The organism is Pararhizobium sp. DWP1-1-3 (genome assembly GCF_049896125.1).
In the GTDB taxonomy this organism is placed as follows: Bacteria; Pseudomonadota; Alphaproteobacteria; order Rhizobiales; family Rhizobiaceae; genus Pararhizobium.
Genome location: NZ_JAFCTR010000002.1, coordinates 546,133 through 571,259, shown reverse-complemented (window position 1 = coordinate 571,259; position 25,127 = coordinate 546,133). Strand labels below are relative to the sequence as shown.

Here is a 25,127-nt window from a genome sequence, read left to right as displayed (position 1 = left end):
GCTCATGATCCGGACTATCGCATTCATAGCCGCCATGCTGGCGATGTCGGGTATCGCGGGAGCGCAAGGCTTTCCCGCCGATATCCTCAACACGCCCATCGACGGCTCGGTGGCGTCCTGGATCATCCGCACATTCGGCCTTTTGACCGTCCTGTCGGTCGCCCCTGGCATTCTCATCATGGTGACGAGCTTTCCGCGCTTCGTCATCGCTTTTGCGATCCTGCGCACCGGCATGGGGCTCGCCACGACGCCGTCCAATATGATCATGGTCAGCCTCGCGCTGTTCATGACCTTCTATGTCATGGCGCCGACCTTCGACCGGGCCTGGCAGAACGGCGTCAATCCGCTCCTGCAGAACCAGATCAATGAAACGGAGGCAATGACACGCATTGCCGAACCGTTCCGGGAATTCATGCTTGCCAATACCCGCGATAAGGACCTGCAGCTGTTCATCGACATCGCCAAGGAGAAGGGACAGACGGTCGTCGTCGGCGACAGGGTCGATTTGCGTGCTGTCGTGCCGGCGTTCATGATTTCAGAGATCAGGCGCGGGTTCGAGATCGGCTTCCTGATCATGCTGCCGTTCCTGGTGATCGACCTGATCGTCGCGACGATCACAATGGCGATGGGCATGATGATGCTGCCGCCCACATCCATTTCGCTGCCGTTCAAGATCCTCTTCTTCGTCCTTATCGACGGCTGGAACCTGTTGGTCGGCAGCCTGGTGCGATCTTTCAACTGATCCCGCAGTCGTGGTTAACGTTCCGTCTCTTTTTCGACACGGACGTATCGCGAAAAATTTTCTAAGTCATTGAATTATAATAATAATTACTGAGGATCTGCGATGCCGGTCGCGTGTCTTGGCGGGCCGTGACGCTCGCATATTCACAGGGCATTTAAACATATCGCAATGTTTGCCTGCGACATTACCCTCACATAACGGATTTGGATTTCCTGACCAATCAGGAGCCGAGTGGCATGATGCCGAGCCGTTATCACCGGTAAGTATTTTAGTCCGGTATGTCCCCAATCTTGTATTTTGTATCCAGAGGGACAACCCCAATGACAAGCATCCTGACAAACTCTTCCGCAATGACTGCACTCGCGACGCTGCGCTCCATCAGCTCGGACATGGAATCGACCCAGGGTCGTATTTCGTCCGGCCTCAAGGTTGGTAACGCATCCGACAACGCTGCTTACTGGTCGATCGCTACGACCATGAAGTCGGACAACAAGGCTCTTTCCACGGTTCAGGACGCTCTCGGTCTCGGCGCTGCCAAGACAGACACAGCCTATACCGGTCTGAACGCTGCCATCGACGTCGTTTCCGAAATCAAGCAAAAGCTGGTTGCTGCCCGCGAGCCGGGCGTTGACAAGCTGAAGATCGACAAGGAACTGACCGAACTGAAGAACCAGCTGGTTTCGACGGCGCAGTCGGCTTCCTTCTCCGGTGAAAACTGGCTCTACAACGACACGGCCACTGCCGTCGGCACCAAGGAGATGGTCGGCTCGTTCACACGTGACGCTTCCGGCAACGTAGCTGTCGGCGTCCTGAAATTCGACGCTGCCACCTCTGTTCTGATCGACACCAAGACGGCTTCGAACGGCCAGCTGACCAAGGACATCACGGTCACCCAGCCGAGCGGCGCAACCACCACCACCGCCACCTACCGCCTGATCAACACAGCTGGTTCGACCGGCGCGACGGGCACGCAGATCACATTGACGGCATCCACCAGCGACGACAGCATCGAAGGCATGATCAGTGCCGTCGACAAGATGCTGACGAACCTGACGGACTCGGCTGCAACGCTCGGCGCGACCAACAAGCGCATCTCGATGCAGGACGACTTCATGGCCGACCTGATGGACGTGATCGACAAGGGTGTCGGCCGTCTCGTCGATGCCGACATGAACGAAGAGTCGACCCGCCTCAAGGCTCTGCAGACACAGCAGCAGCTCGGCATCCAGGCTCTCTCGATCGCCAACTCGGACTCGCAGAACATCCTGTCGCTGTTCCGTTAATCGAAAACGGCGCGGGGCCGCCATCCCCCCCAAACGGCCGGTTCCGCGACCTATCGAAAACCGCATCTCGCAAGAGGTGCGGTTTTTTCTTTGCCACGAAAAAAAGTTTTCCTCCTTTAGGTTTTCTTTAACCATGTTGGTGTTTTCTATGGTCATCGAAACAGCGGGTTAACCAAGAAAATTAACGCGTTAACAGGCATGAAGCTGGCCGCTGTTTCCCGGTACTGACCGGAATGTCCCTTCCATTTCACCTGTTCAAAAGGGGCAGTAAATACCATGACAAGCATTCTCACCAATTCGGCTGCAATGGCAGCACTCTCGACCCTGCGTTCGATCAATTCCGGCATGGAAACGACGCAAGGCCGCGTGTCCTCGGGCCTGCGCGTCGAAACCGCTGCCGATAACGCTGCTTACTGGTCGATCGCTACGACCATGAAGTCGGACAACAAGGCTCTTTCCACGGTTCAGGACGCTCTCGGTCTCGGCGCTGCCAAGACAGACACAGCCTATACCGGTTTGAACGCAGCCATCGACGTCGTCTCCGAAATCAAGGCCAAGCTGGTTGCCTCCCGCGAACCGGGTGTTGACAAGCTGAAGATCGACAAGGAACTGACCGAACTGAAGAACCAGTTGGTTTCGACGGCGCAGTCGGCTTCCTTCTCCGGTGAAAACTGGCTCTACAACGACTCGTCCACTGCCCTCGGCACCAAGGAAATGGTCGGCTCGTTCACACGTGACTCTTCCGGCAACGTAGCTGTCGGCGTCCTGAAATTCGACGCTGCCACCTCTGTTCTGATCGACACCAAGACGGCTTCGAACGGCCAGCTGACCAAGGACATCACGGTCACCCAGCCGAGCGGCGCAACCACCACCACCGCCACCTACCGCCTGATCAACACAGCTGGTGCGACCGGCGCGACGGGCACGCAGATCACATTGACGGCATCCACCAGCGACGACAGCATCGAAGGCATGATCAGTGCCGTCGACAAGATGCTGACGAACCTGACGGACTCGGCTGCAACGCTCGGCGCGACCAACAAGCGCATCTCGATGCAGGACGACTTCATGGCCGACCTGATGGACGTGATCGACAAGGGTGTCGGCCGTCTCGTCGATGCCGACATGAACGAAGAGTCGACCCGCCTCAAGGCTCTGCAGACACAGCAGCAGCTCGGCATCCAGGCTCTCTCGATCGCCAACTCCAACTCGGAAAACATTCTCTCGCTCTTCCGTTAATCGGAACAGGCAGGACGATAGCGCCGGCGGGTCGAATTCATCACCGATCCGCCGGATATTTCGCAAGCCGCGTCCCGCAAGGGGCGCGGTTTTTTCGTGCCTGCATGTCGGGCACCGCGGCCGTTAACGAAGTGGCAATTGAGTTTTATTTTCGTTCATTTTCATTACCGACTTGCTAACGCGCTTAATGATTTGTTAACCATGTGACTGTTAAGTGTTCGTTAAGAGCGATAGGCTGTCCTTGGGCTAAACATAGGGCAGTTTGCATGACGCTGGTCCCGTCGCTACCGGTTACGATCCGGAATGTTCCGTTTAATTTCGAACTGGGGCAATGACCATGACCAGCATTTTGACCAATTCCGCCGCTATGGCGGCTCTCCAGACATTGCGTTCGATCAACTCGAACATGGAAGAAGTACAAAACCGCATTTCGTCCGGCTACCGCGTCGAAACCGCAGCCGACAACGCCGCGTACTGGTCGATCGCGACCACCATGCGTTCGGACAATGCAGCCCTCTCGACCGTTCAGGACGCGCTCGGGCTGGGTGCGGCGAAGGTCGATACATCCTACGCCGGTATGAGCTCCGCGATCGACGTTGTCTCCGAGATCAAGGCCAAGCTGGTCGCCGCGCGCGAGCCGGGCGTGGACAAGACCAAGATCAACAAGGAACTGACGGAGCTCAAGAACCAGCTGGCGTCAGCGGCTGAATCCGCTTCTTTCTCGGGTGAAAACTGGCTGTACAATGACAGCACGACGCCTGCGGGCACAAAGTCTATCGTCGCGTCCTTCAACCGGTCGACCAACGGTACCGTGTCGGTCTCGACGCTGGACTATAACACGGCAGCGTCGATCCTGATCGATACGAAGAACGCTTCGCTCGGCCAGCTGACCAAGTCTGTTGGGGTCACCCAGCCAAATGGTGCGACGACTGCAACTGCAACCTACAAATTGCTTGCGTTTGCCGGCGCCACTGCGGCTGCAGGCAACCTCATAGAACTGACGGCCAGCACCAGCTATGATGATATCGAAGGCATGATCAAAGCCGTCGATGCCATTTTCAGTAACCTGACTGACTCCGCGTCGACGCTGGGTGCCATCACCAGCCGCATCGACATGCAGGAAAACTTCGTCGCCAATCTGATGGATGTGATCGACAAGGGCGTCGGCCGCCTGGTTGACGCCGACATGAACGAGGAATCGACCCGGTTGAAGGCGCTGCAGACGCAGCAGCAGCTCGGTATCCAGGCGCTCTCGATCGCCAATACCAATTCGGAAAACATCCTGCGCCTGTTCCAGCAATAAGCCCAGACGCGCCGGACCGGCGGGCATGAAACCGGTTCGCGCATCCTCAGTCGCTGCCCTTTTGCGGGGCTGCGAACTCTTTTCCGCCAAGCCGCGGTCATCGGCAGGTGGAAACGGTTGGACCGCGCTCATTGCCCAAGCGCGGTCCAACACCTCATACCGAGGATGGATGACAGGAGCCTTATTCTAGCGGCTCCCGTCATCGATCCTCGGTGCTATACCGGTCTCGCATGCAGGAGACTTCCCACCGGGGCCGGATATATCTGTGACCTACATTTTCGCACAAGTTTGACCGGATAGTCTCCAACCGCAGCCATCCTCATCCGGGTTGCCAGCCGACATGATTGTCGTGCTGCCGTTGTATGCTGCTTGCAAGCCGGTCCTCCCGGCATCGGGCTGGTACGGATTGAAAATGTTCGGGCCGCGCGGCACTCTCGCTCCGCAGGGTCCTGAAGGAGACATTCCGGAAGTGTCACAGTCTTATGTTTTCAGGCTTGTTAGCCCAGTGCCGTCCACAAACCAACGGGCGGCCGGCTTGACCGTGGTCCGGTTTACCGGAGGCTGCCGATGAGTGCGTCCATTTCCCGCTACCTCAAGGATTTCAGCGTTCCGAAAGTCGATCTGTCCCTGGTTCCACCACGGTATTTTCCGGACCTGGACGACGATTTTCCGGCCAACGGTGCTTTTGCCATGAAGCCGCAGGCCCAACCGCAAATCGACATTGACGCAGAGCGCCGCGATGCGTTCGCTCGGGGACGCAGTGAAGCGGAAAGCGAGCAGACAGCTCTTCATGACGCGGAAATTGCCGCGCTGAATACGCGCCATGCTGCCGAACTTGAGGCTACGCGGGTGCGCTGCGAAAATGAAATTGCCGCAATGATCTATGATCGCTTTTCCGATATGGGCTCGCAGCTTGTGACCATGCTGTCGGATCAGACGGCGCGGGCGCTGGCCCCTGTCATGGACGACGTGCTGTTGCAGAAATCCATCGCTGATCTCGCCCGGATGATCACGCTGTCGCTCGGCTCCGGCGAAGGCGTCAAGATCACCGTGAAGGGACCCGTAGCGCTGTTCGAGGCGCTGAAACGTCATCTGAATGATGAAACCCTGATTTTCCGCCATCTGGAATCCGACGACATCGATCTCTCGGTCGAGTTCGGCGATTCCATTCTGGTGACGCGCATGGCCGCCTGGGCCGATACCGTTGGCAAGGTGCTGGCATGAACGAGAACGACGGCCATCACCACGGCAAGAACGAAATCATCATCATCAAGCGTCACAGTGGCGGCCATGACGGACATCACGGTGGCGCCTGGAAGATCGCCTATGCCGACTTCATGACGGCGATGATGGCATTCTTTCTCGTCATGTGGCTGATCAACGCGGCCAATCCGCAGACCAAGGCAGCGCTTGCCTCCTACTTCAACCCCGTGCAGCTGACCGATGCAAAGCCATCCGAAAAGGGCGTCAAGCAGCCGGCCAAGGATGCCAAGGGTGAAGAAGACCAGATGAAGTCGAAGGTCGATGGCACCGAGACCAAGACCGGCGGTTCGGCGAAGAACGGTGACGACATGACTGCGACCTCCGGCGAGGAAACGCAGTATTCCGACGCCGACTTCTTCGAGAACCCCTATTCGGTAATGTCCGAAATCGTCAATGAAGTCGGCCGCAACGCCAATATCAGTGCCAAGGGTGATGGCGGCGCCTCGACGTCCGGACCTGCGACCGGCGCAGAGGGGGGCGAAGCCTATCGCGACCCGTTCGATCCGGATTTCTGGACGAAGCAGGTCGAACTGCAGAACGCGGAAAAAGGCGGTGACAGTCTTGAGGCGAAGGCCGGAGATGGTCCTGCAGACGCCGCCAAGGAAGACGCCGCCAAGGAAAAAGTCGTTACTTCTGCAGAGCAGTCCGAAGCGGCACAGAAGGATGCGTCCGGCAAGACGGCGATTGACCCGCCTGCAGCTTCCGGGAACGCAATGCCGGTCAAGTCCGGCGAAGATGCTGCCAAGGCTCTGAAAGCCGAGATCGAGAAGGAAATCGGCGGCTCGGCCGGCAAACTCGCCGAAGGACTGCTGGTCACTCCGACCGAGGGCGGCCTTCTGGTAACGATCAGCGAGCAGGGCGATACGCCAATGTTCGGGCTGGGCTCTGCTGTGCCTGAAAAGGACATGGTTATCGCCATGGAGAAAATCGGCAAGCTTCTTTCTGCTCGCAGCGGCGCCATCGCCATTCGCGGCCATACCGATGGCCGCCCGTTCAAGAAGGGCGCCTACGATAACTGGCGGCTGTCGTCCGATCGTGCCCAGAGCGCCTATTACATGCTCATCCGCGGCGGCCTCGCCGAGAGCCGTGTCAGCCAGATCAGCGGCTTCGCCGACAAGCGCCTCCAGGATACGAAGGACCCGCTGGCGCCGGCCAATCGCCGCATCGAAATCCTGCTGCAGACGAACCAGGGCTGATGGTGATGTTGAAGGCGATGCGCATCCTCCTTCTCTGTGCATGTGCCGCCGGGACAATCCCGGCGACGGCAGCGCATGCGCAAGGCCCGGAGGATCTGCCGCCCTACAAGATGCTGCGCTCGCTGCAGGCTATCCAGGACGCCATCGTGCTTGGCGATCATTCGGCGGCTGAGATGCAGCGCTTCATGCTGGCGGCGATCGACAAGCGTCTGCGGGAATCCGATCCCACGGTTTTCGATGATCCGCGCAATGTCGATGCCGCTTTCCTCTATGCGATGAGCGGTGGCAACCCGGAAACCCTGTCCTATCTCGCCAATCACGACATCGGGGGCAATTTTGATACCCGGGTTGTCGATGCGCTAAGCCACTACCTCGCAGGCAAGGGCGGGCTGATGGTGGAAAACCTGGCGAAAGCCATTCCGGAATACCGGAACTCGCGGATTGGGCCGTATCTCTATTTGGTTCTCGGCAACGCGACGGCACAGCAGAGCCCGGCAAAGTCGCTGCAATATTACGATTGGGCCCGTCTGACGGCGCCGGGTACCAACATCGAGGAAGCCGCCCTGCGGCGTTCGATATCGCTGGCGACCCGTGGTGCCATGCCGGAGAAGGGCTTTGCCTATTCGCTCTCCTATGCCCGCCGGTTCCTGACGTCTCCTTATGCCAGCCAGTTTGCCGATGTTTTCGTCGAATTGGCAGTGGTCAATTACAGCGAGAAGACCGAAACAAAGATCCAGGAAATTCTTGGCTTCATGGACAAGCCCCGGCAGCGCGAAGTCTATTTGCGCATTGCCCGCCGCGCAGCGATTGGCGGCATGCAGGAACTGGCAACGCTCGCCTCAACGCGGGCCCAGGATCTTTCCGGCGTTGCCGATGCAGGCCCCAAGGCCTTGGCCAGCCTCTATTCCGGCCTGGTCGGTATTCCATCGAAGGGTATTCTCGAAGCGGTCAAGGATATCAGTGCCATTCCCGAAGCGGAGCTGTCACCCCGCGATCGCGCCTTGCGCCAGGCCGCAACCGTGATCGCCGAGGAAGTGCTGCGTGCACCCCAGCCGGAAAGCTTGACGCAAGCATCTGTTTCTAATGTCAAATCCGAAATCAAAACGGAAAAGAGCGGAGCTGACACCGGCAGCGGTGACAGTCCGTTTGCAACGCCGGCGTCGGAAGTGGCTTTAAAGGCGGCTCAACCCAATGCGATGCCGCAGGCGGCCTCGTCCGGGCAAGCTCCGGCTGACCCGGTTCTCGACGCATTTTTGAGCACAGGCCGCTCGAAGCTCGACGAGATCGATTCTCTCCTGAAGGGGGAAGACCAACAATGACATTCGTAGACGACAACCTGCTGGGAGCAAGTCCCGTAAGATCAGGCAAGGCGGGCGGAAAGTCGGGGGGCAAGCCGGATGATATGGACGCCGCCAATCAGAAGTCCGCGTTCGAAAATGCTTTTGCGGACGCCGGCAAAAAGAAACAGCCGGTGGTCTCGATCAACGGAAAACCAGGTGTCGAGGGCAGCCTGACGCAGACCCTCAAGTCTTCTGCGGCCGAGGTGCTGGTTGCCGCGTCCAAGGAAACAGGAACCGATCCCTTGGCTGTCGATTCCGGCGAGAACGGCCTTTCGCCGCTGCAGAGCCTTGCCACGGATCACGATGGCCTCATGAAATCCTTGCTCGGTTCTTCCTCCACCGCGGACACTCACGTCAAGGGCAAGATGCCGGTGCAAGGTTCGCTGGCCGCCGCAAAAGTGGATCATCTGCAGAAATTCTCGCTGATGCAGGCGAGCCGCGCCGGCGCTGGCGAGGATGCGGGGGAAACCATTGACGGGCTGGTTGGCGAGAAGATTGCCGGCCTGATGAAAAATGCCGGGACAAACCTCGCCCGGCACGACGACAAGACTATAAACCCGGATGACGCCCTGGCGGCGAACGCTCCGGACGCGGCTGCGGGCGATGTCAGCCAGTTGCTCAGTCTTTTGGATGCTACGCAGAAGCCGGCGGCGGCAAGTCAGTCGGTGACGGCTGGCACGGCCCCAGGCATGTCCGAGTTCCAGGCGCTCGCCGAACGGGCCGGCAAGGCGAAGCTTGGTGCGAAGGATACGGCGAAGACCGAAGGGCAGGCAGGCGGCGATGCGAACGCGGTCAAGAATGCCACCAAGGCCGGAACTGATGCTGAAGCTGACCAAGTGTTCCGCTTTGCGCGCGCCGATGGCAAGGGGCAAGCGGTGTCGATGAGCGTGGCTTCGGATGGAGACAAGGCTGTCGCCAAGAACGAGGCGTCAGCTGCCACAGCCAGGGCTGAAACCGTTACAGTGGTAGAGGCGCGCCGCTATCTCGGCTTGGCGCCTTCAAGCAACGCGTCGGCTGTGACCAACCAGATCGCCAGCAACCCGGAATGGGCCCGCGCGCTCCAGCCGGGCAGCACCGGAGATCATTCACAGTTGACGCAGGTGGCCACCGGCAAGGTTCTGAACACGTTGAAGATCCAGATGCACCCGATCGATCTCGGCATGGTCACGGCAACGCTGCGGCTCAAGGACGACGAGTTGCATGTCGAGATCAAGGTTGAGACCGGCGATGCCTTCCGGCAGCTGAGCGATGATCAGAGTGCCATGGTCAAAGCCTTGCGCGCGCAAGGCTTCGCCGTGGATCAGGTCAATATCGTCTTCAACGCTTCGGACACGTCCGGCAGCACCGCGCAGCAGCAGCCACAGCCTCAGACAGGCCAGCAGGGCCGCGAGGCCGCTGGAGACGGCGCCAAGGGGCAGCGCAATGACAATGGCGGTCAGGGACAGGGCGGCGAAAGGTGGACGGGCAATGAAGGTAGCGGCGATGCGTCTTCTGGGACTGAGCTTAACCGCGCTGGTGATGTCTATATGTAACGTCCAGGCAAGCCCCGGCGTGTGCGAAAGCGAGATCACGGCGGCGGCGGCGAAGTATCAGATACCGGCGGGCATCCTTTATTCCGTCGGGCTGACGGAGACCGGCCGGAAGGGATCGCTCCAGCCGTTTGCGATGAACATCGAAGGCAAGGCTTTTTTTGAGAACAGCGCCGGAGGGGTTCTGCAGCGCTTTGCTGCGGCGCGGGCGCAGGGTGCCAAGCTGATCGATCTCGGTTGCATGCAGATCAATTATTACTTCCATGGCGAGAATTTCAGCTCGCCGGACGAGATGCTCGACCCGCGAAAGAATGTCGAATACGCGGCCCGGTTCCTCTCCAATCTACATACCCGGCACGAAACCTGGACAATGGCCGTTGCCCGCTATCACGCCGGACCGAACAATGATCCGGCGCAGAAAAAATATGTCTGCCGTGTTATCGCCAATCTGGTCGCGACGGGCTACGGAAAATGGACGGCGAATGCGTCGAATTTTTGCCAATAACTCAACTAAAAGATGAATTATAAATAGCTTTTATTGCTCCTGGCGATTGCGTCAACATTGAGTTGGAAAAATGACCACAAGCGGTTTCTTAATAGGCTGTTAACGTTTCCACATAAAAAATAGTGTCATATGCGGACGCTGCCACTATATCTAGTTCAAATCGGCACACAAATCTTAATCTACTATTAATTTCAGTCACTCACATTCCATAGTTGTTCATGAATCCCCCGATTCGTACCTCTTAACCATAGATGCGCGATATTGATTCGGAGGCGGACGAATGATCGTAGTGGTTGATGAGCGTGAGCTCGTGAAAGACGGATATACTTCACTATTTGGACGGGAGGGCGTGCCCTCCCAGGGGTTCGATCCAAGCGAATTCGGCGATTGGGTTTCGAAGGCGGCCGATAGCGATATCGATGCCGTCGAGGCGTTCCTGATCGGCCAGGGCGAAAAGGCCATGAGCCTTCCCCGCGCTATCCGGGACCGCTCGACGGCCCCGGTCATCGCCATCAGCGACAGCCCTTCATTGGAAACGACGCTGGCATTCTTCGATTGCGGCGTCGATGACGTCGTGCGCAAGCCGGTTCACCCCCGCGAAATTCTGGCGCGTGCGGCAGCAATCCGCCGCCGCCTGAAGGCGCTGGTGAATTTCACTGACATCGGCCCGATCCGGGTGTTTTCAGACGGCCGGGATCCGGAAGTCCAGGGCGAAGTTTTCGCCTTGCCGCGCCGCGAGCGCCGCATTCTCGAATACCTGGTCTCCAATCGTGGACGCCGCGTCTCCAAGTCCCAGATTTTCAACGCCATTTACGGCATTTTCGATGAGGACGTCGAAGAAAACGTCGTTGAAAGCCATATCAGCAAGCTGCGCAAGAAGCTGCGCAAGCGGCTCGGTTTCGACCCGATCGATTCCAAGCGTTTCCTTGGCTATTGCATCGACTGGAGCTGATTGTCGACGGGGCTTCGGATGTGCGGCATCCGGCACCCCAAGACAGGTTCACGCAAGGCCCACCCCATAGTCTCGCCATAACGATAAAACGAGGATCGGACATGAGTCTTTACGGAATGATGAGAACCGGTGGTTCCGGCATGAATGCCCAGGCAAACCGCCTGGGTACGGTCGCTGAAAACATCGCCAACTCTAACACCACCGGCTACAAGCGGGCATCGACGGAATTCTCCTCGTTGATCCTGCCGACCAGCAACGGTGCTTACAATTCCGGTGGTGTCGAAACCAAGGTGCGTTACAGCATTTCGGAACAAGGCCCGACGACCTACACGACATCCGGCACCGACATGGCCATCAACGGCGGCGGTTTCTTCATCGTCGAAGGTGCAAATGGCTCCAACTTCCTAACCCGCGCCGGCGCCTTCACGCAGAATGGCGATGGAGATCTGGTAAATTCCGCCGGCTACACGCTGATGGGTTACGAGTACAAGGCAGGCGTCGATCCGACAGTCGTCGTTAATGGATTTGACGGTCTGACCAAGGTCAACCTCGCCTCCGATGGCTTGGTCGCAAAGGGCTCGACCAAGGGCGCGATGGGTGCGACGCTCAACTCCGGTGATGCCGTCGGTGCGGAATCCACGACCTCGCTCAAGGTTTTCGACAGCCAGGGCAATGCGCGCCTTCTCGACTTTGTCTATAAGAAGACCGGCCCAAATGCTTGGACAGTCGAAGTGCGTGACCGCGCCACCTATGCCGCACCGGCTACCGGTGTCTTGGGCACAAAGACACTCGCCTTCGATGCTGCTGGTCAATTGACGACCAATCCGGCAACGCTGACGACGACCGCAATCAACGGTCTTCCGGGCACGGGAGCCAACCTCGGCGCGTTGACGATCGATCTCACCAAAACACAGCAGCTCGGCCGAGAGTTCACTCCGGATGGCGGTACGATCGACGGTAGTGCCCCAAGCAAGGTGGCTGGCTATCAGATCGACAAGGAGGGCGTCGTTTACGTCAAGTACGAAAACGGCACGCTCGACCCGCGCTACCGCGTAGCCTTGGCCAATGTCCAGAGCCCGGACAATCTCATTCCACAGTCTGGGAATGTTTATTCGCAGGGCGTGGATTCGGGCGTCATCATCACCGGTTTTGCCGGCTCCGGCGACTTCGGCAGCATTCAGTCCGGCGCGCTCGAAGGCTCCAACGTCGATATCGCTAACGAACTGACGGCGATGATCGAATCCCAGCGTAGCTACACGGCAAACTCGAAAGTCTTCCAGACAGGTGCAGACCTGCTGGACGTTCTTGTGAACCTGAAGCGATAATTGAAAAGGTACGGTCTGCGTCATGTCGCTGTCATCAGCCATCAACACCGCACAGACGATATTCAACAACACGGCGGCCCAAACGGCACTCGTTTCGAAGAATATCCAGAATGTGAGCAATGCGGACTACTCCAGGCGCATGGCAATGCTTGGCACGAGTGGCAACGGTGCGCAGATCGTATCCATTCAGCGCGCCCAGAACGACGCGCTGATGAAGCAGCATTCCATCAGCATTTCGCAGTCGTCGGCTCAGGACGCTTTGCTGACCGGCCTGGAAGCAGTCAAGGCGGCGCTCGGCGGCAATGGCTACGAGACCTCGCCATCGAACTACCTCAAATCATTCCGTGACAGCCTGCAGACCTTGGCGGCGGCACCCGGCAACGCATCCATCGCGGCCACAACCGTGGCGAGCGCCTCGGATCTCGCCAAGTCGTTGAATAAGACATCTGCCTCCGTCCAGGACGTGCGCTACGATGCCGATAAGGAAATCGACGCTTCCGTTCAAAAACTGAACAAGCTGCTCGCCGAATTCGAAAAGGCCAATAACGCAGTACAGGGCGCGACAGCCAGTGGCACGGACGCAAGCGATGCGCTCGACCAGCGCGACAAGCTGCTTCGCCAGATTTCCGAGATCGTCGGTATTTCCACTGTAACACGCGCCAACAACGATACGGTCATCTTTACGTCCGATGGCACGGTCCTGTTCGAAAACAGCGCGCGCGCGGTGACTTTTCAGCCAACGCCCGGTTTCGGTGCATCGATCAACGGCAACGCGATCTACGTCGATGGCGTACCGATGAAGCCAGGTAAAGGCGCCGACACCAGCGCCGAAGGCAAGCTTGCGAGCCTGCTCCAGTTGCGGGATGAGACGGCACCAAAATTTCAGTCCCAACTCGATGAAATCGCCCGCGGTTTGGTGACGCTCTTTCAGGAAAACACCACACCCGCGACCACGGCCAAACCGGGTCTCTTCACCTGGGCAGGTGGAACCGTGCCTGCGGCCGGCACAACTGTCACCGGCATGGCGGCATCACTGACGATCAATCCATTGGCCACAAGCAATCCGACGCTGGTCCGCGACGGCGGCTTCAATGGCCCCACCTACAAGTCGAATACTGCAGGAAGTTCCGGTTACACGGCACTTCTGGACAAATTTGTTACATCGCTCAGCGCCGATATGCCTTTCGATCCTGCGACGGGGCTCGACGGCTCAAGCAGCATCCTGGATTTTTCCGCTTCCTCGATCGGTTGGCTGGAAGAGCAGCGAAAGACGGCATCGACCGCCAATGACAACAAGACGGCCATGCTGTCGCGCACGCAAGATGCGTTGAGCAACGTCACAGGCGTCAGTCTCGATGAGGAACTATCGCAGTTGCTGGACCTTGAGCAGTCTTACAAGGCATCGGCGAAATTGGTCAGTACGGTGGATGCCATGATGGCGGCCCTTCTGCAAGCTGTAGGATAAAATCATGAAAACGTCTTTCGTTTCCAATCTGGCCATTCAAAATGCCATGCGCCTGACCATCCAAAGAGGTCAGACGGAAATGATCAAACTGAACAACGAAATCGCGACCGGCGTTCACTCGGATTATGGTCTGGCGCTTGGGGGCTCTACCTCCCGCTCGGTCAACATTTCATCGCAGATCGATCGGTTGGCGACGCTGAAAAGCACCAATTCCATTGTGACGCAAAGGCTTTCCGGATCGCAGGAGGCGTTGAAGACGACGCTGGACGCTGCCCAGAAGTCGCTGTCGTCGCTGATGGCTTTCCGGGATAGCGGCACCGATAACCTTTTGAAAATCGCGCAGGACCAGAATACGGCAGCGATGACGACATACACATCGGCCGCCAACACGTCTCTGAATGGTGAATATCTGTTCTCGGGCATCAATACCGATGTCAAGCCTGTCACCGGCTATACGGATACATCCGCCGCCAAGGCGTCCTACGACGCGGCATTGACGACTTTTATCGGCGCGCAGCCCGTTCAGGTGCCGCCGCTGACGTCGGTCAGCCAGTTCACCAAGGCGCAGATGAACGACTTCATCGAAAATACCCTGGAACCGATGTATGCCGACCCGTCTGTGGCCGGGTCGAAATGGACGGATTGGTCGAGCGCCTCCAGCCAGAACATGACCAGCCGTGTCAGCGTCAACGAAGTCATTCAGAGTTCGACAAACGTCAATACCGAAGGCTCCCGGAAATTTGCTCTCGCAAGCGTGATTTCCAAGGAACTTCTTAGCGCCAACTTAAGCAATGAGGTTCGCGGCGCGGTCACCGACAAAGCCGTCGAATACATGGGCGAAGCCGTCACCGGACTGATCAGTATGCAGAGCAATCTTGGCCTGTCGGAAGAGCGCGTCAAGAAAGCGAACACGTCGATCGACGCGCAAACCAAGATTGTCAAGTCATACCAGCTGGACCTGGAGGGGATTGATACCGTCGGGGCGGGGACCATGCTGAAGACATTGCAGACCCAGCTCGAGGCTTCCTACACGCTGACCTCGCGGCTTCAGCAGCTGAGCTTGATTAACTTCCTCTGATGCGCTGAGGGACAGGACAAACATGAAGGATGTCTGAATGTATCAGTTTTCATATGCCGAGATCATGGAGGATGGCGTTGCCGACTCCAAGGATCGCGAACGGCAGGTGCTCGATCGCTCGATAGCGCTGCTCTCAGCCGCAAAGCGACAGAAGGGCTATTCGCGGGAGGCGATCGAGGCGATTTACTACACGCGGCGGGTCTGGATCCGGTTTATCGAGGATCTTCGTGCTTCTGACAATCAGCTAAACGACGAACTGCGCGCCAATCTTATTTCCATAGCCATCTGGATTCTCGGTGAGACAGAGAAGATCCGCAAACGCGAATCCTCGAATTTCCAGGGCGTAATCGATATCACAACCATCATCAGGGATGGACTCAAATGAAAAGCACACTGCGTATTTCGCTAAAGTCTGGCGAGCGGATTTTTGTCAACGGGGCAGTGCTGCGTGTCGACCGCAAGGTGGCCGTCGAATTCCTGAACGACGTGACATTCCTCCTCGAAAACCATGTTCTCCAGCCTGAAGATGCGACGACCCCGCTGAAGCAGCTCTATTTCATCGCTCAGATGATCCTGATCAATCCGGAAGGCGCCGAGCAGTCGACGAACATGTTCCGCAAGTCGGTCGTCATGCTTCTGACTTGTTTCAAGAACGAGGAGATCGTTACCGAGCTGAAGAAAGTCGACGGAATGGTGACACAGGGCCGGGCCTTCGACGCCCTGAAGGCGATCCGCGGTCTTTATGCTCTCGAAGACAAGATCTTGAACAATCAGGAAATCACCCCTGCAACGATCGAACAGATTCGCAAGGAGATTGCACCATGGCGGTAAGCGGCGTTAACAACAGTTACATACCCTCGGCGTCCGGCACGGAATCAGGGACCGACAAGGCAAAGGCAAGCCTGAACTATGACAGCTTCCTGAAGCTGCTCGTGGCCCAGATGAAGAACCAGGATCCGACCCAGCCGATGGATTCGACCCAGCAGATCGCCCAGCTCGCGACCTTCTCGCAGGTCGAGCAGACGATCAAGACCAACACCAATCTGGAAAGCCTGCTGCAGCGCACGTCGCTGAGCGAAGCCAATGCCGTGATCGGCAAGACGGTGACCAGCGCCGACGGCAAGACAACTGGTGTCGTCAAGGAAGTGAAGCTATACTCGGATGGAATCATTGCCGTCCTCGATAACAAGAAAGAACTGGTTATCGGACCCGGCGTTACCATAAAGTGATAGCTCATGAATGAGGCGGATGCCCTCGATATCGTGCAGGCGGCGATCTGGACAGTGGTCGTCGCTTCCGGGCCCGCCGTCGCTGCCGCCATGGTTGTCGGCGTCGTCATCGCCTTCATCCAGGCGCTGACCCAGGTCCAGGAAATGACCCTGACCTTCGTACCGAAAATCCTCGCAGTGCTTGTCACCATCGCGCTTTCCGCCTCGTTTGTCGGTGCGCAAATCTCGATTTTCACCGATGTCGTCTTTTCCCGCATCCAAACCGGCTTCTGACGTTCCGGCGAAGCTGAAATGGGCGCACCGAGAAAAGCGCGTCGCCTTTCCTCCTTTCGACATCGATGCCACCTTCGCGCAAGTTTGGTGCGTTAGGCCTGCTGCTTAGTTTGGGCAGCAGGTATGAATGCTGTCCGCCTCTCATGACGAGACGGAATTTCCGATGGCACAACCTCCTGCTCTGATCATCCCGAAAGTCGCGCCCAAGGGCCGCGATGTCGGCTTTGCCCTCGGCATCGTCGCGATCCTGTCGATTCTCTTTCTACCGATTCCGCCGTTTCTGATCGACATCGGGCTGGCCTTCTCCATCGCATTCTCCGTGCTCATCCTGATGGTCTCGCTGTGGATCCAGAAGCCGCTGGATTTCTCCTCCTTTCCGGTCATTCTGCTGATCTCCACCATGACCCGCCTGGCGCTCAACATCGCCACGACGCGCGTCATCCTTTCGCATGGTCATGAAGGACACGATGCAGCCGGCGGTGTCATCGCCGGTTTTGCGGAACTGGTGATGGGTGGCGATTTCGTCATCGGCCTGATCGTCTTCCTGATCCTGATCACGGTGAACTTCATCGTCATTACCAAGGGTGCGACGCGTATCGCCGAAGTCGGCGCGCGTTTCACCCTCGATGCCATACCCGGCAAGCAGATGTCGATCGACGCCGACCTTTCGGCTGGTCTGATCGACGAGAAGGAAGCCCAACGGCGCCGGCGTGAGCTGGAAGAGGAAAGCTCCTTCTTCGGCTCGATGGACGGTGCGTCGAAATTCGTGCGCGGCGATGCGATCGCCGGCCTTTTGATCACCGCCATCAACGTCTTCGGTGGCATTATCATCGGCTACGTTCGCCACGACATGTCGATCGGCGAAGCGGCCGACGTCTTCGTCAAGCTGTCGGTCGGTGACGGTCTGGTTTCGCAGATCCCGGCTTTGATCGTATCGCTGGCCGCCGGCTTGCTCGTTTCGCGTGGTGGCACGTCGGGTTCCACCGATCAGGCCGTCATCAACCAGCTCGGCGGCTACCCGCGGGCGCTGATGGTGGCGTCCGGGCTGATCATCATGCTGGCGTTCATGCCGGGTCTGCCATTCTTCCCGTTCGCCATTCTTGGTGGAGGCATGGCGTTTCTCAGCTGGGTCATCCCCCGTCAGCTGGCTGCGGCCAACAAGCTCAAGCGTGATCAGGACCAGCAGACGGCGCAGCTGAAAACCGATAGCGAAAAGGACTCGGTCAAGTCGGTCCTGAAGACGGCCGAGATCGAACTGCTGCTCGGCAAGCAGGTCTCTACCCGCCTTCTCGGCGCCCACCAGGAACTGGCCTTCCGCGTCGGCAAGATGCGCCGCAAGTTCGCCGGGCAATACGGTCTCATCGTGCCGGAGATCAAGGTCTCCGACGATATCAGCATTCCCGACAAGGCCTACCATGTCCGTATCCACGGTACGACGATCGCGTCGAACACCGTGCGTGTCGGCGAAGTCATCGTCGTCACGGGCGGCGGCCGCAAGCCGAGTGTGCCGGGCGACGATATCCGCGAACCCGCATTCGGCATGCCGGCCGTGTCGATCCTCGAAACCTTTACCGAGGACCTGAAGCGCGAAGGCTTCCATCCGATCGACAATGTTTCGGTGGTGCTGACGCATCTGTCGGAAGTGATCCGCAACAACCTGCCGCAGCTTCTGTCTTACAAGGACGTCAAGATCCTGATCGAGCGGCTGGACCCGGAATACCGCAAGCTCGCCGACGAAATCTGCACCTCGCACATGTCCTATTCCGGTCTGCAGGCGGTGTTGAAGCTGTTGCTGGCAGAGCGCGTCTCGATCCGCAATCTGCATCTGATCCTCGAAGCGGTCGCCGAACTCGCACCGCATGTCCGCAAGACCGAACAGATCGTCGAGCATGTCCGCGTGCGCATGTCGCAGCAGCTCTGCGGCGATCTTGCCGATAACGGCACGCTGCGCGTCCTTCGTCTCGGCAGCAAATGGGATATGGTCTTCCACCAGGCGCTGAAGCGCGATGCCAAGGGTGATATCGTCGAATTCGACATCGATCCGCGCCATCTGGAGGAGTTCAGCGAGCAGGCGACCAAGGTTATCCGTGAACATCTCGACCGCGGCATGCCGTTCGTACTGGTAAGTTCGCCCGAATCCCGCTCTTATGTGCGCATGATCATCGAGCGTCTTTTTGCAACATTGCCGGTTCTCTCGCATGTCGAGCTCGCCAAGGGCCTCGAGATAAAGATCATTGGCTCGATTTCATGATCACCGACCCTGAAGGCACAGTGCTGGCGCTCTTCGCCGCATTCTGCCGGATCGGCGCCTGCATCATGGTCATGCCCGGATTTTCCACCGCACGTGTGTCGGTGCAGATCCGCATCTTTGTCGCCCTGGCGATCTCGATGGCCATCCTGCCGATCATGTGGAACGAAATCTATCCGCAGATTTCCGGCAAGGGCCACACCTATATCTACATCGTCGCCACCGAAACCGTCATCGGCGGCGTCATCGGCCTGATCGCACGTTATTACGTGCTTGGGCTGCAGTTCACCGGCACGGTGATCACGATGATGATCGGCTTCAACGCCCCGCCGGCCAACGACGTGTTAGAAGATACCGCCGAAAACCAGTTGACCAACATGATCAGTTTCGCCGGTCTGATGGTTCTGTTCATGCTGGATTTCCACCATGTCATCCTGGCGAGCATCGTCGATTCCTACAAGGTGATGCCGCTCGGCGTCGGCTTCGATCCGCAGGGTGTGCTGATCACGCTCACCAATGCACTCGAGACGACGTTCTACATCATGCTGCGGCTGGCGAGCCCCTTCATCATCTACGGCCTGCTGTTCAACGTCGCGATCGGCATGGTCAACAAGCTGGCGCCGCAGATGCCGCTCTACTTCATCTCGCTACCCTATCTGATCATGGGCGGCATGTTCCTGCTCTATCTTGGCATCGCCGCGATGCTGAAGCTGTTTGCCGATGGCTTCGGTCCGATGATGCAAGGGATCTAGCCCATGAAAAGCCGGTCCGAAAAACTCAAGCGCCTTGTCGTCGTTCAGCGGCATCTGGAACAGATGGCGGAAAACGAGCGGGCGGAAACCGCCAGGCAACGCCGTGATCTGGCTGAAACCATTGATGTGGTGGTGGACGCCATGGGGTCGGCAAGCCCGTTGCACGCGATGTTTTCCGGGCATTATGCCTCGCAGCTCGGCCGCCTTGCGATGAAGGACCAGATGCTTCTGGATATCCAGCAGGGGCATGAGGCCCGGGTTCTGAAGGAGCGGGCAAAGGGCGACCGGCTCGAGGAAAACATGAAGGACGCCCGCGTTCTGGAAGACCGGACTGAAGCGGACGACGCCATCTACGATCTCCTCGATCAGCATGTGATGAGCGGATCACCAGCTTCCGGTAAGGTTGGCCGGTCATAGTACGGCTCAGGAGCAGCGGCCTTTTGCGGCCGAACTGTTCCCCAAGATGCTGATTTTATGGAGTTATCTCAGGCGTTCATAAGGCGCTTGCGGCAGACTCCGTGACCGAGAGGATACCGCATGGCCATTTCTCCTCCAAGCGACCTTGTGCTGGATGTCGTGCGCGCCGCCGATCCGGCTCAAGTTCAGGAAGCGCAGGCGCGGTTGAAGGCCAATCGCGCCGCATTCCAGGCGACGAGCCTCGCCGAGAACGGAACCGGCTTCGCCAACACGGTCGCAGTTCTCAATCAGGACAGCCCGACCAACAGCCTTGGCGACATCACCAATCGGGCCGAGGCCAAGAAAATCCCGGAAAGCTATCGCAAGTTCGAGGCCATGGTGCTGCAGAACTTCGTCAAGTCGATGCTGCCCTCCGAAAGCGAAGAGGTTTACGGCAAGGGTACGTCCGGCGACATGTGGAAGAGCATGATGGCCGAGCAGATCGGCAACGTCATGGCGCAGGGCGATGGTGTCGGCATCGCCGAGCGCATGGTCACGGACCGCATTGTCGGCGAAGGCCCCAACCGGGTCAGCGCCTCGCTCGACGGCAATAGCAGCAATGTCGCGCTGAGCATGGTGCAGGAATACGAGCGCAAGGCGGTCGCCAATTTCATGGGCACGCAAGACACTAACGATCAAGCCTGAGGCGAGACCGGTCATCGGCCGGACTGACCTTGTACAGAAGTTTCGCGCATATATCACGCCAGGGGATTGGACCCAGCGTGCCGACAGCGCCAATGGGAGCCAAATGATGGAAGTTGCAGCATCGAGTGACGTACGTATCCAGAACGTGCTGGGCCGTCTCGAAATGATCCTCGACAACGAGAATACCCGCATCGGCGTCGATCCGAGTTTTGACCTGAAAACGTCGAACGCCCGCAAGAGCCGCTGCCTCTACGAACTGACGATGCTTCATCGCGACGCTTCCCCGGATGAAATTTCGCCGGCATTCGTGTCGCAGACCCGGCACATCCAGACCAAGCTGATGACCAATTCGCAGAAGGTGAACGCCCATATGGAAGCCTGCCGTTCGGTGGTCGACCTGCTGAAGGCTGCCGTCCAGGACGCCGACGCGGATGGCATCTACACCGAACAGCAGTTCCGCTACGGCGATTTCTGATGTTGAAGCTTGTTTTCACCGGTGTCTGGATTTGCGCCGTATCGCTCGGATCCGTCTATTTTTCGATCCAGCATGCCTCGGCACCGGTGGAATCGGATGCGGAGGCAGAACGCCGCGCATTGCAGGAATATATACCCGGCGAGCTGATCACCGTTCCGGTGATCACCGACGGCGCGGTGCAGGGTTACTTCCTCACCAAGCTCTCGTTCTCGGTCGACAAGGCCAAGGCCAAGAACATGGAAGTGCCGTTCAAGCAATCGGTGACCAATGCCTTGTTCGACATTCTGGTCGGCCAGAAACTGATCAACGTCGCCGATACCAGCAATTTCGACCTCGCCAGTTTCAAGACGATCGTCAAGGACCAGTTGAACAAACAACTGCATGACGAGGTGATCTTTCAGGTTCTGGTCGAGCAGCTCGAATATCTGTCGAAGGCCGATGTTGCCCGCGTTGCCAATGCGGCGAATGAAAAACAGCGCAAGCCTGTGCCGATCGTCGACAAGAACGGCGACACCGCCCACGATCAGATGCCGGAAAGCGAAAAACGCGCCGCAGCTGCCGGCCATTGAGCCGGCGAACAGGTGCGGTTCAGTTTTTCTCCGGGTTGCGATATTGTTCGTTGACGAAGCCGAACTCCATCATTAAACGCCCGCACGCCACATAAAAATGGTAGAGCCCTGCCGATGGCAGGCCGGATGATTTCCAAAGTGAAATGCCGCGAAACGGCGAGGCGGCCAAAAGGGCCAGCGATTTGGCGATCGTTCTCGCCCGTCCGGCAAGGCCTGGGGCTGCGCGGTGTTCCAGCAAAGCGGAAATTGCCCCGTTTCGCAGACTGCGCGATCTGATCCACGACAGTTCCGTCCGCCGTGCCGGAATGGTCTCGGCCACCCAGGCTTCCGCCGCCCAGGCAAAAGAAAACCCGTTTTCCTTGCACCGGCGATAGAAGTCGCTGTCTCCCCCGCCGATGAAGTTGAACAATGGGTCGAGGAATGGTCGCGGCATGGCGTCGAGCACATGTCGCGTGATCAGCACATTCCCCGATGAATAGAGGATAGCAACAGGCCCAGTCGTGTCATAGTGGGGCATGAAGACCGGATGCCGCTTGCGGTCATGGCGGGTCTTGTCCTCGAAATCGGGAAGCTGAGGCCCGCCGATCAGGTCAGCCCGCGTCTGCCGATGTACCGAAACGAGACTGTCGAGCCAATCGGGGGCTGCCAATTCGTCGTCGTCGATCACGGCGATGGCCTGCAGGTTGGGATAGTGGGCAAGCGCCATCGACCAGCCGGCATTGTACGCATGGCAATTGCCGCGCTGATGCGCGATCACCACCAGCGCGTTGACCCGGTGGTCGGCAAAGAACATTTTTGCAGCGTTCGCCCCTTCCAGTCCGACCACGTCGTTCTCCATCACGACGATGGCGAAGGGACAGCCGGGGGCCTGTGAAATAACGGTTCTCAGGGTTTTCAGCAGATGCTCGGGGCGCCGGAACGTTGGCAGCGTGACGACGAGCTCGATGCTGTCATTGTCATCCACCGCCGTCCTATAAAATTCGGTCACATCCTGGGCGGGCGGGGTCATGGCGGGTACCTGTTGAAGGCGGGAAACTGGCAAGCACTAAAGCAAATGTTCCTAAACAGATGCTGAATCTCCGAATTCGCTTTCGAATGAATGGCTTAAAGCTCGCTTCACGCCGTGTTGCTACAGTCGGGCAATTGTTCTCAAGGCTCGCGTGACAGCATGCATCTGGTCTTCGTTTCCTCGCTGGTACCGGTGAAAAACCCTTCGTCAGGGTTCGACATCGCCAACCGGGCCGTCTTCGATGGTCTTCGCGCCCTTGGCCACAGGGTGAGCGTGATCGGCTATCTGCAGCCGGGGCAGACCGCTGCTGGCGGCGAGGACGTGCATCTGCTGGGCGAGCTGGAGGTCACCAATGCCAAGGTCGGCGCAGCGACCAAATTGCGCTGGCTGGCAAAGGCCGGTCTTCATCGCACGACGCTGTCCTCGGCGAAGATGCTGGAGACCAGCCGCGCGTATATGGAAACGCTGTTGCAGCGCCTGCAGCCGTTCGACGGCATCGTTCTCAACTCCGTGCAACTGCCCGGAGCCTTTGCCGCCTCATTCCAGAAACACAAGACGATCTACATCGCCCACAATGTCGAGGCCGGTTCGGCGCGGGAAAACGCTGCCACCGCATCCGGTCTGTTGGAGCGGTGGCTGTTCAAGCGCGAAGCGCATTACCTCGACCGGCTTGAACGGACACTGACACGAGCCGCCTCGGCGGTATGGACCTTTGCGGAGGCGGATCGCCTCGGGTTTGGCCACGCCGTCGCCACTCGTGCAACCGTCTTGCCGCTGGTAACCCGATGGGATCTTGCCGCGACCGGTCCGGAAAAATCGCCGGAATACGATCTGGCTTTGATCGGAACCTGGAGCTGGCATTCGAACCGGATCGGCCTCGACTGGTTTCTCTCGAAAGTGGTGCCGCTGCTGCCGGCCGGCATGTCGATCGGCATTGCCGGCCAGTTGCCGGACGCGCCAGCCATTTCCCATCCGGGGATACGCCTGCTCGGCCGGGTGCCTGACGCACGTGCCTTCGTCGAATCCGGTGCCGTTCTGCCACTGATCAGCCGTGGCGGTACGGGCGTGCAGTTGAAGACCATCGAGACCTTCGAACTCGGCATGCCCTGTGTCGCGACGCGCGCATCCTTGCGCGGCATCGACGCACTTCCCGGCAATTGCGCGGTTGCCGACGATCCCGCCGAATTCGCAAAACTGCTGGTCGAAAAAGTTGCGCAGGTGCGGACGGGCAATCGCCAGCGTCTGTCGGGATCGGTTTTTCATCAGGCGCAGAAAACCAGGCTGCTTGAGACGCTGGATGAGGGCTTGTCGCGGTTCGGAATGCCTGCCGTCGCATCCGACCTCGCCTTGACGAGAGACGAAGCACGGCAGCGGGCAAGCAAAACTGCCGGCGCACCTTACGGCCTTGCAGTGCATGAGGGGGGGCAATCCCGATGAACGTTTTCCCGGGGACATCGATCGTCGCCTCGCAGCGCATGATCCTCGACATACCGGTCTGCGATTTCGGCTGGGCCGACGCCTTCGCCTTTGCCGACGAAATCGCCTCGCTGCCGATCGGGCAGACGGTGATATCGTTCCTCAACGCCCACAATGCCAACCTGATGATGCAGGATCCGGAATACCGCGCCGTGCTCAACCGGCACATCGTTTTGCCCGACGGGCATGGCGTCGATCTCGCCTCCTGGCTGTTCCATGGAAAGACGTTCCCGGCCAATCTGAATGGCACCGATTTCGTCCCGGCGCTGATGACCTATATGACGACACCGAGGCGCATCGCCATGGTCGGCGCACGTCCGGACGTGCTCAAGCGCGCTGCCGAAAACTTTCAGAAACACGCGCCATGGCACGAGTTCATCGCCGTTTCCGACGGGTTTTTCGACCCGGCGCAATCCGACGAGGTCATGGCCAAGGTTCGCGCTGTGAAGCCGGATATCCTGTTGATCGCGATGGGCAGCCCGAAGCAGGAAAAATGGATCGACCGCCATGTCGGTCCCGGCCACGCGCGGCTGGTGATCAGCGTCGGCGCGCTGTTCGATTTCATGGCCGAGGAAGTGCCGCGCGCCTCTCCCGTCGTCCGGCGTCTGCGCCTGGAATGGCTGCACCGGCTGGTCCAGGAGCCACGCCGGCTGTGGCGGCGTTATCTGCTCGGAAACCCGTTGTTCATATATTATGTTCTCCGCCATAAGCTGAATGGGCGTCAGCCGCCGCCGCAAGTCGGCGGTCAGCGCGCCGGGTCGCGATCGTTCTAACG

At 58.6% G+C, this 25,127-nt stretch carries 26 protein-coding genes; 25 read left to right on the top strand and 1 reads right to left on the bottom strand.

What is annotated here, in order from left to right; all coding sequences use genetic code 11:
• The first annotated feature begins 4 nt into the window (after positions 1-4).
• From fliP to ACP7BS_RS07190, 23 genes are all read left to right on the top strand, one after another.
• Positions 5-742 carry a flagellar type III secretion system pore protein FliP gene (gene fliP / locus ACP7BS_RS07300; RefSeq protein ID WP_113245438.1) on the top strand — a complete coding sequence of 246 codons (738 nt, stop codon included), beginning with the start codon at positions 5-7 and terminating at the stop codon, positions 740-742.
• A 320-nt stretch (positions 743-1,062) separates the two neighbouring features.
• Entirely contained in the window at positions 1,063-2,025 is a 963-nt protein-coding gene (locus tag ACP7BS_RS07295) for a flagellin (protein ID WP_426229085.1), read from the top strand.
• 276 nt (positions 2,026-2,301) lie between these two features.
• Complete coding sequence (locus ACP7BS_RS07290; protein ID WP_426237267.1) at positions 2,302-3,264, top strand: flagellin; 963 nt, start codon at positions 2,302-2,304, stop codon at positions 3,262-3,264.
• Between the two features lie 337 nt (positions 3,265-3,601).
• Entirely contained in the window at positions 3,602-4,567 is a 966-nt protein-coding gene (locus ACP7BS_RS07285; protein ID WP_426229083.1) for a flagellin, read from the top strand.
• A gap of 567 nt (positions 4,568-5,134) precedes the next feature.
• A complete protein-coding gene (locus ACP7BS_RS07280) occupies positions 5,135-5,791 on the top strand; it encodes a hypothetical protein (RefSeq protein WP_426237265.1) in 657 nt (218 codons plus the stop codon).
• Positions 5,788-7,026 (top strand): MotB family protein, encoded by a 1,239-nt coding sequence (locus ACP7BS_RS07275; protein WP_426237263.1) that lies wholly within the window; start codon positions 5,788-5,790, stop codon positions 7,024-7,026. Before ACP7BS_RS07280 ends, ACP7BS_RS07275 begins: the two co-directional genes overlap by 4 nt.
• A 5-nt stretch (positions 7,027-7,031) precedes the next feature.
• Positions 7,032-8,345, top strand: a complete 1,314-nt coding sequence (gene motC, locus ACP7BS_RS07270) for a chemotaxis protein MotC (RefSeq protein WP_426237474.1) — start codon at positions 7,032-7,034, stop codon at positions 8,343-8,345.
• Positions 8,342-9,898 carry a flagellar hook-length control protein FliK gene (locus tag ACP7BS_RS07265; protein WP_426237261.1) on the top strand — a complete coding sequence of 519 codons (1,557 nt, stop codon included), beginning with the start codon at positions 8,342-8,344 and terminating at the stop codon, positions 9,896-9,898. Before motC ends, ACP7BS_RS07265 begins: the two co-directional genes overlap by 4 nt.
• Positions 9,849-10,400 carry a transglycosylase SLT domain-containing protein gene (locus tag ACP7BS_RS07260; RefSeq protein ID WP_426237259.1) on the top strand — a complete coding sequence of 184 codons (552 nt, stop codon included), beginning with the start codon at positions 9,849-9,851 and terminating at the stop codon, positions 10,398-10,400. The genes ACP7BS_RS07265 and ACP7BS_RS07260 overlap by 50 nt, the downstream gene beginning before the upstream one ends.
• A gap of 280 nt (positions 10,401-10,680) precedes the next feature.
• A complete protein-coding gene (gene rem, locus ACP7BS_RS07255) occupies positions 10,681-11,352 on the top strand; it encodes a transcriptional activator Rem (protein WP_060636008.1) in 672 nt (223 codons plus the stop codon).
• Positions 11,353-11,453: 101 nt separating this feature from the next.
• Positions 11,454-12,677 carry a flagellar hook protein FlgE gene (locus ACP7BS_RS07250; protein WP_426229078.1) on the top strand — a complete coding sequence of 408 codons (1,224 nt, stop codon included), beginning with the start codon at positions 11,454-11,456 and terminating at the stop codon, positions 12,675-12,677.
• Positions 12,678-12,699: 22 nt separating this feature from the next.
• Positions 12,700-14,142: a flagellar hook-associated protein FlgK gene (flgK, locus tag ACP7BS_RS07245; protein ID WP_426229077.1), complete on the top strand. Its 1,443-nt coding sequence runs from the start codon at positions 12,700-12,702 to the stop codon at positions 14,140-14,142.
• Between the two features lie 4 nt (positions 14,143-14,146).
• On the top strand, positions 14,147-15,220 hold the full coding sequence (locus ACP7BS_RS07240) for a flagellar hook-associated family protein (RefSeq protein ID WP_426229076.1): 1,074 nt from the start codon (positions 14,147-14,149) through the stop codon (positions 15,218-15,220).
• A gap of 37 nt (positions 15,221-15,257) precedes the next feature.
• Complete coding sequence (flaF, locus tag ACP7BS_RS07235; protein WP_426237257.1) at positions 15,258-15,605, top strand: flagellar biosynthesis regulator FlaF; 348 nt, start codon at positions 15,258-15,260, stop codon at positions 15,603-15,605.
• Positions 15,602-16,051 carry a flagellar biosynthesis repressor FlbT gene (gene flbT / locus ACP7BS_RS07230; RefSeq protein ID WP_426229074.1) on the top strand — a complete coding sequence of 150 codons (450 nt, stop codon included), beginning with the start codon at positions 15,602-15,604 and terminating at the stop codon, positions 16,049-16,051. The genes flaF and flbT overlap by 4 nt, the downstream gene beginning before the upstream one ends.
• Positions 16,042-16,449 (top strand): flagellar hook assembly protein FlgD, encoded by a 408-nt coding sequence (gene flgD / locus ACP7BS_RS07225; protein WP_426237255.1) that lies wholly within the window; start codon positions 16,042-16,044, stop codon positions 16,447-16,449. The genes flbT and flgD overlap by 10 nt, the downstream gene beginning before the upstream one ends.
• 6 nt (positions 16,450-16,455) lie before the next feature.
• Complete coding sequence (gene fliQ, locus ACP7BS_RS07220; protein ID WP_426229072.1) at positions 16,456-16,722, top strand: flagellar biosynthesis protein FliQ; 267 nt, start codon at positions 16,456-16,458, stop codon at positions 16,720-16,722.
• Between the two features lie 163 nt (positions 16,723-16,885).
• Positions 16,886-18,973, top strand: coding sequence for a flagellar biosynthesis protein FlhA (gene flhA / locus ACP7BS_RS07215; protein ID WP_426229071.1), 2,088 nt, complete (start codon positions 16,886-16,888; stop codon positions 18,971-18,973).
• Positions 18,970-19,722 carry a flagellar biosynthetic protein FliR gene (fliR, locus tag ACP7BS_RS07210; RefSeq protein ID WP_426229070.1) on the top strand — a complete coding sequence of 251 codons (753 nt, stop codon included), beginning with the start codon at positions 18,970-18,972 and terminating at the stop codon, positions 19,720-19,722. Before flhA ends, fliR begins: the two co-directional genes overlap by 4 nt.
• Positions 19,723-19,725: 3 nt before the next feature.
• On the top strand, positions 19,726-20,139 hold the full coding sequence (locus tag ACP7BS_RS07205; RefSeq protein ID WP_426237253.1) for a hypothetical protein: 414 nt from the start codon (positions 19,726-19,728) through the stop codon (positions 20,137-20,139).
• 120 nt (positions 20,140-20,259) lie between these two features.
• Positions 20,260-20,823 carry a rod-binding protein gene (locus ACP7BS_RS07200; RefSeq protein WP_426237251.1) on the top strand — a complete coding sequence of 188 codons (564 nt, stop codon included), beginning with the start codon at positions 20,260-20,262 and terminating at the stop codon, positions 20,821-20,823.
• Positions 20,824-20,929: 106 nt separating this feature from the next.
• Positions 20,930-21,298, top strand: a complete 369-nt coding sequence (locus tag ACP7BS_RS07195; protein ID WP_426229067.1) for a hypothetical protein — start codon at positions 20,930-20,932, stop codon at positions 21,296-21,298.
• Entirely contained in the window at positions 21,298-21,867 is a 570-nt protein-coding gene (locus tag ACP7BS_RS07190; RefSeq protein WP_426237249.1) for a hypothetical protein, read from the top strand. The genes ACP7BS_RS07195 and ACP7BS_RS07190 overlap by 1 nt, the downstream gene beginning before the upstream one ends.
• Before the next feature lie 19 nt (positions 21,868-21,886).
• On the opposite strand, the gene ACP7BS_RS07185 is transcribed toward ACP7BS_RS07190, so the two are convergent.
• Positions 21,887-22,876 carry a glycosyltransferase family 2 protein gene (locus ACP7BS_RS07185; RefSeq protein ID WP_426237247.1) on the bottom strand — a complete coding sequence of 330 codons (990 nt, stop codon included), beginning with the start codon at positions 22,874-22,876 and terminating at the stop codon, positions 21,887-21,889.
• A gap of 159 nt (positions 22,877-23,035) precedes the next feature.
• Here ACP7BS_RS07185 and ACP7BS_RS07180 point away from each other — a divergent pair, with 159 nt between their 5' ends.
• Both ACP7BS_RS07180 and ACP7BS_RS07175 read left to right on the top strand, forming a co-directional pair.
• A complete protein-coding gene (locus tag ACP7BS_RS07180) occupies positions 23,036-24,313 on the top strand; it encodes a glycosyltransferase family 4 protein (RefSeq protein WP_426237245.1) in 1,278 nt (425 codons plus the stop codon).
• Positions 24,310-25,125, top strand: a complete 816-nt coding sequence (locus tag ACP7BS_RS07175) for a WecB/TagA/CpsF family glycosyltransferase (protein ID WP_426229063.1) — start codon at positions 24,310-24,312, stop codon at positions 25,123-25,125. The genes ACP7BS_RS07180 and ACP7BS_RS07175 overlap by 4 nt, the downstream gene beginning before the upstream one ends.
• The last annotated feature ends 2 nt before the right edge of the window (positions 25,126-25,127 follow it).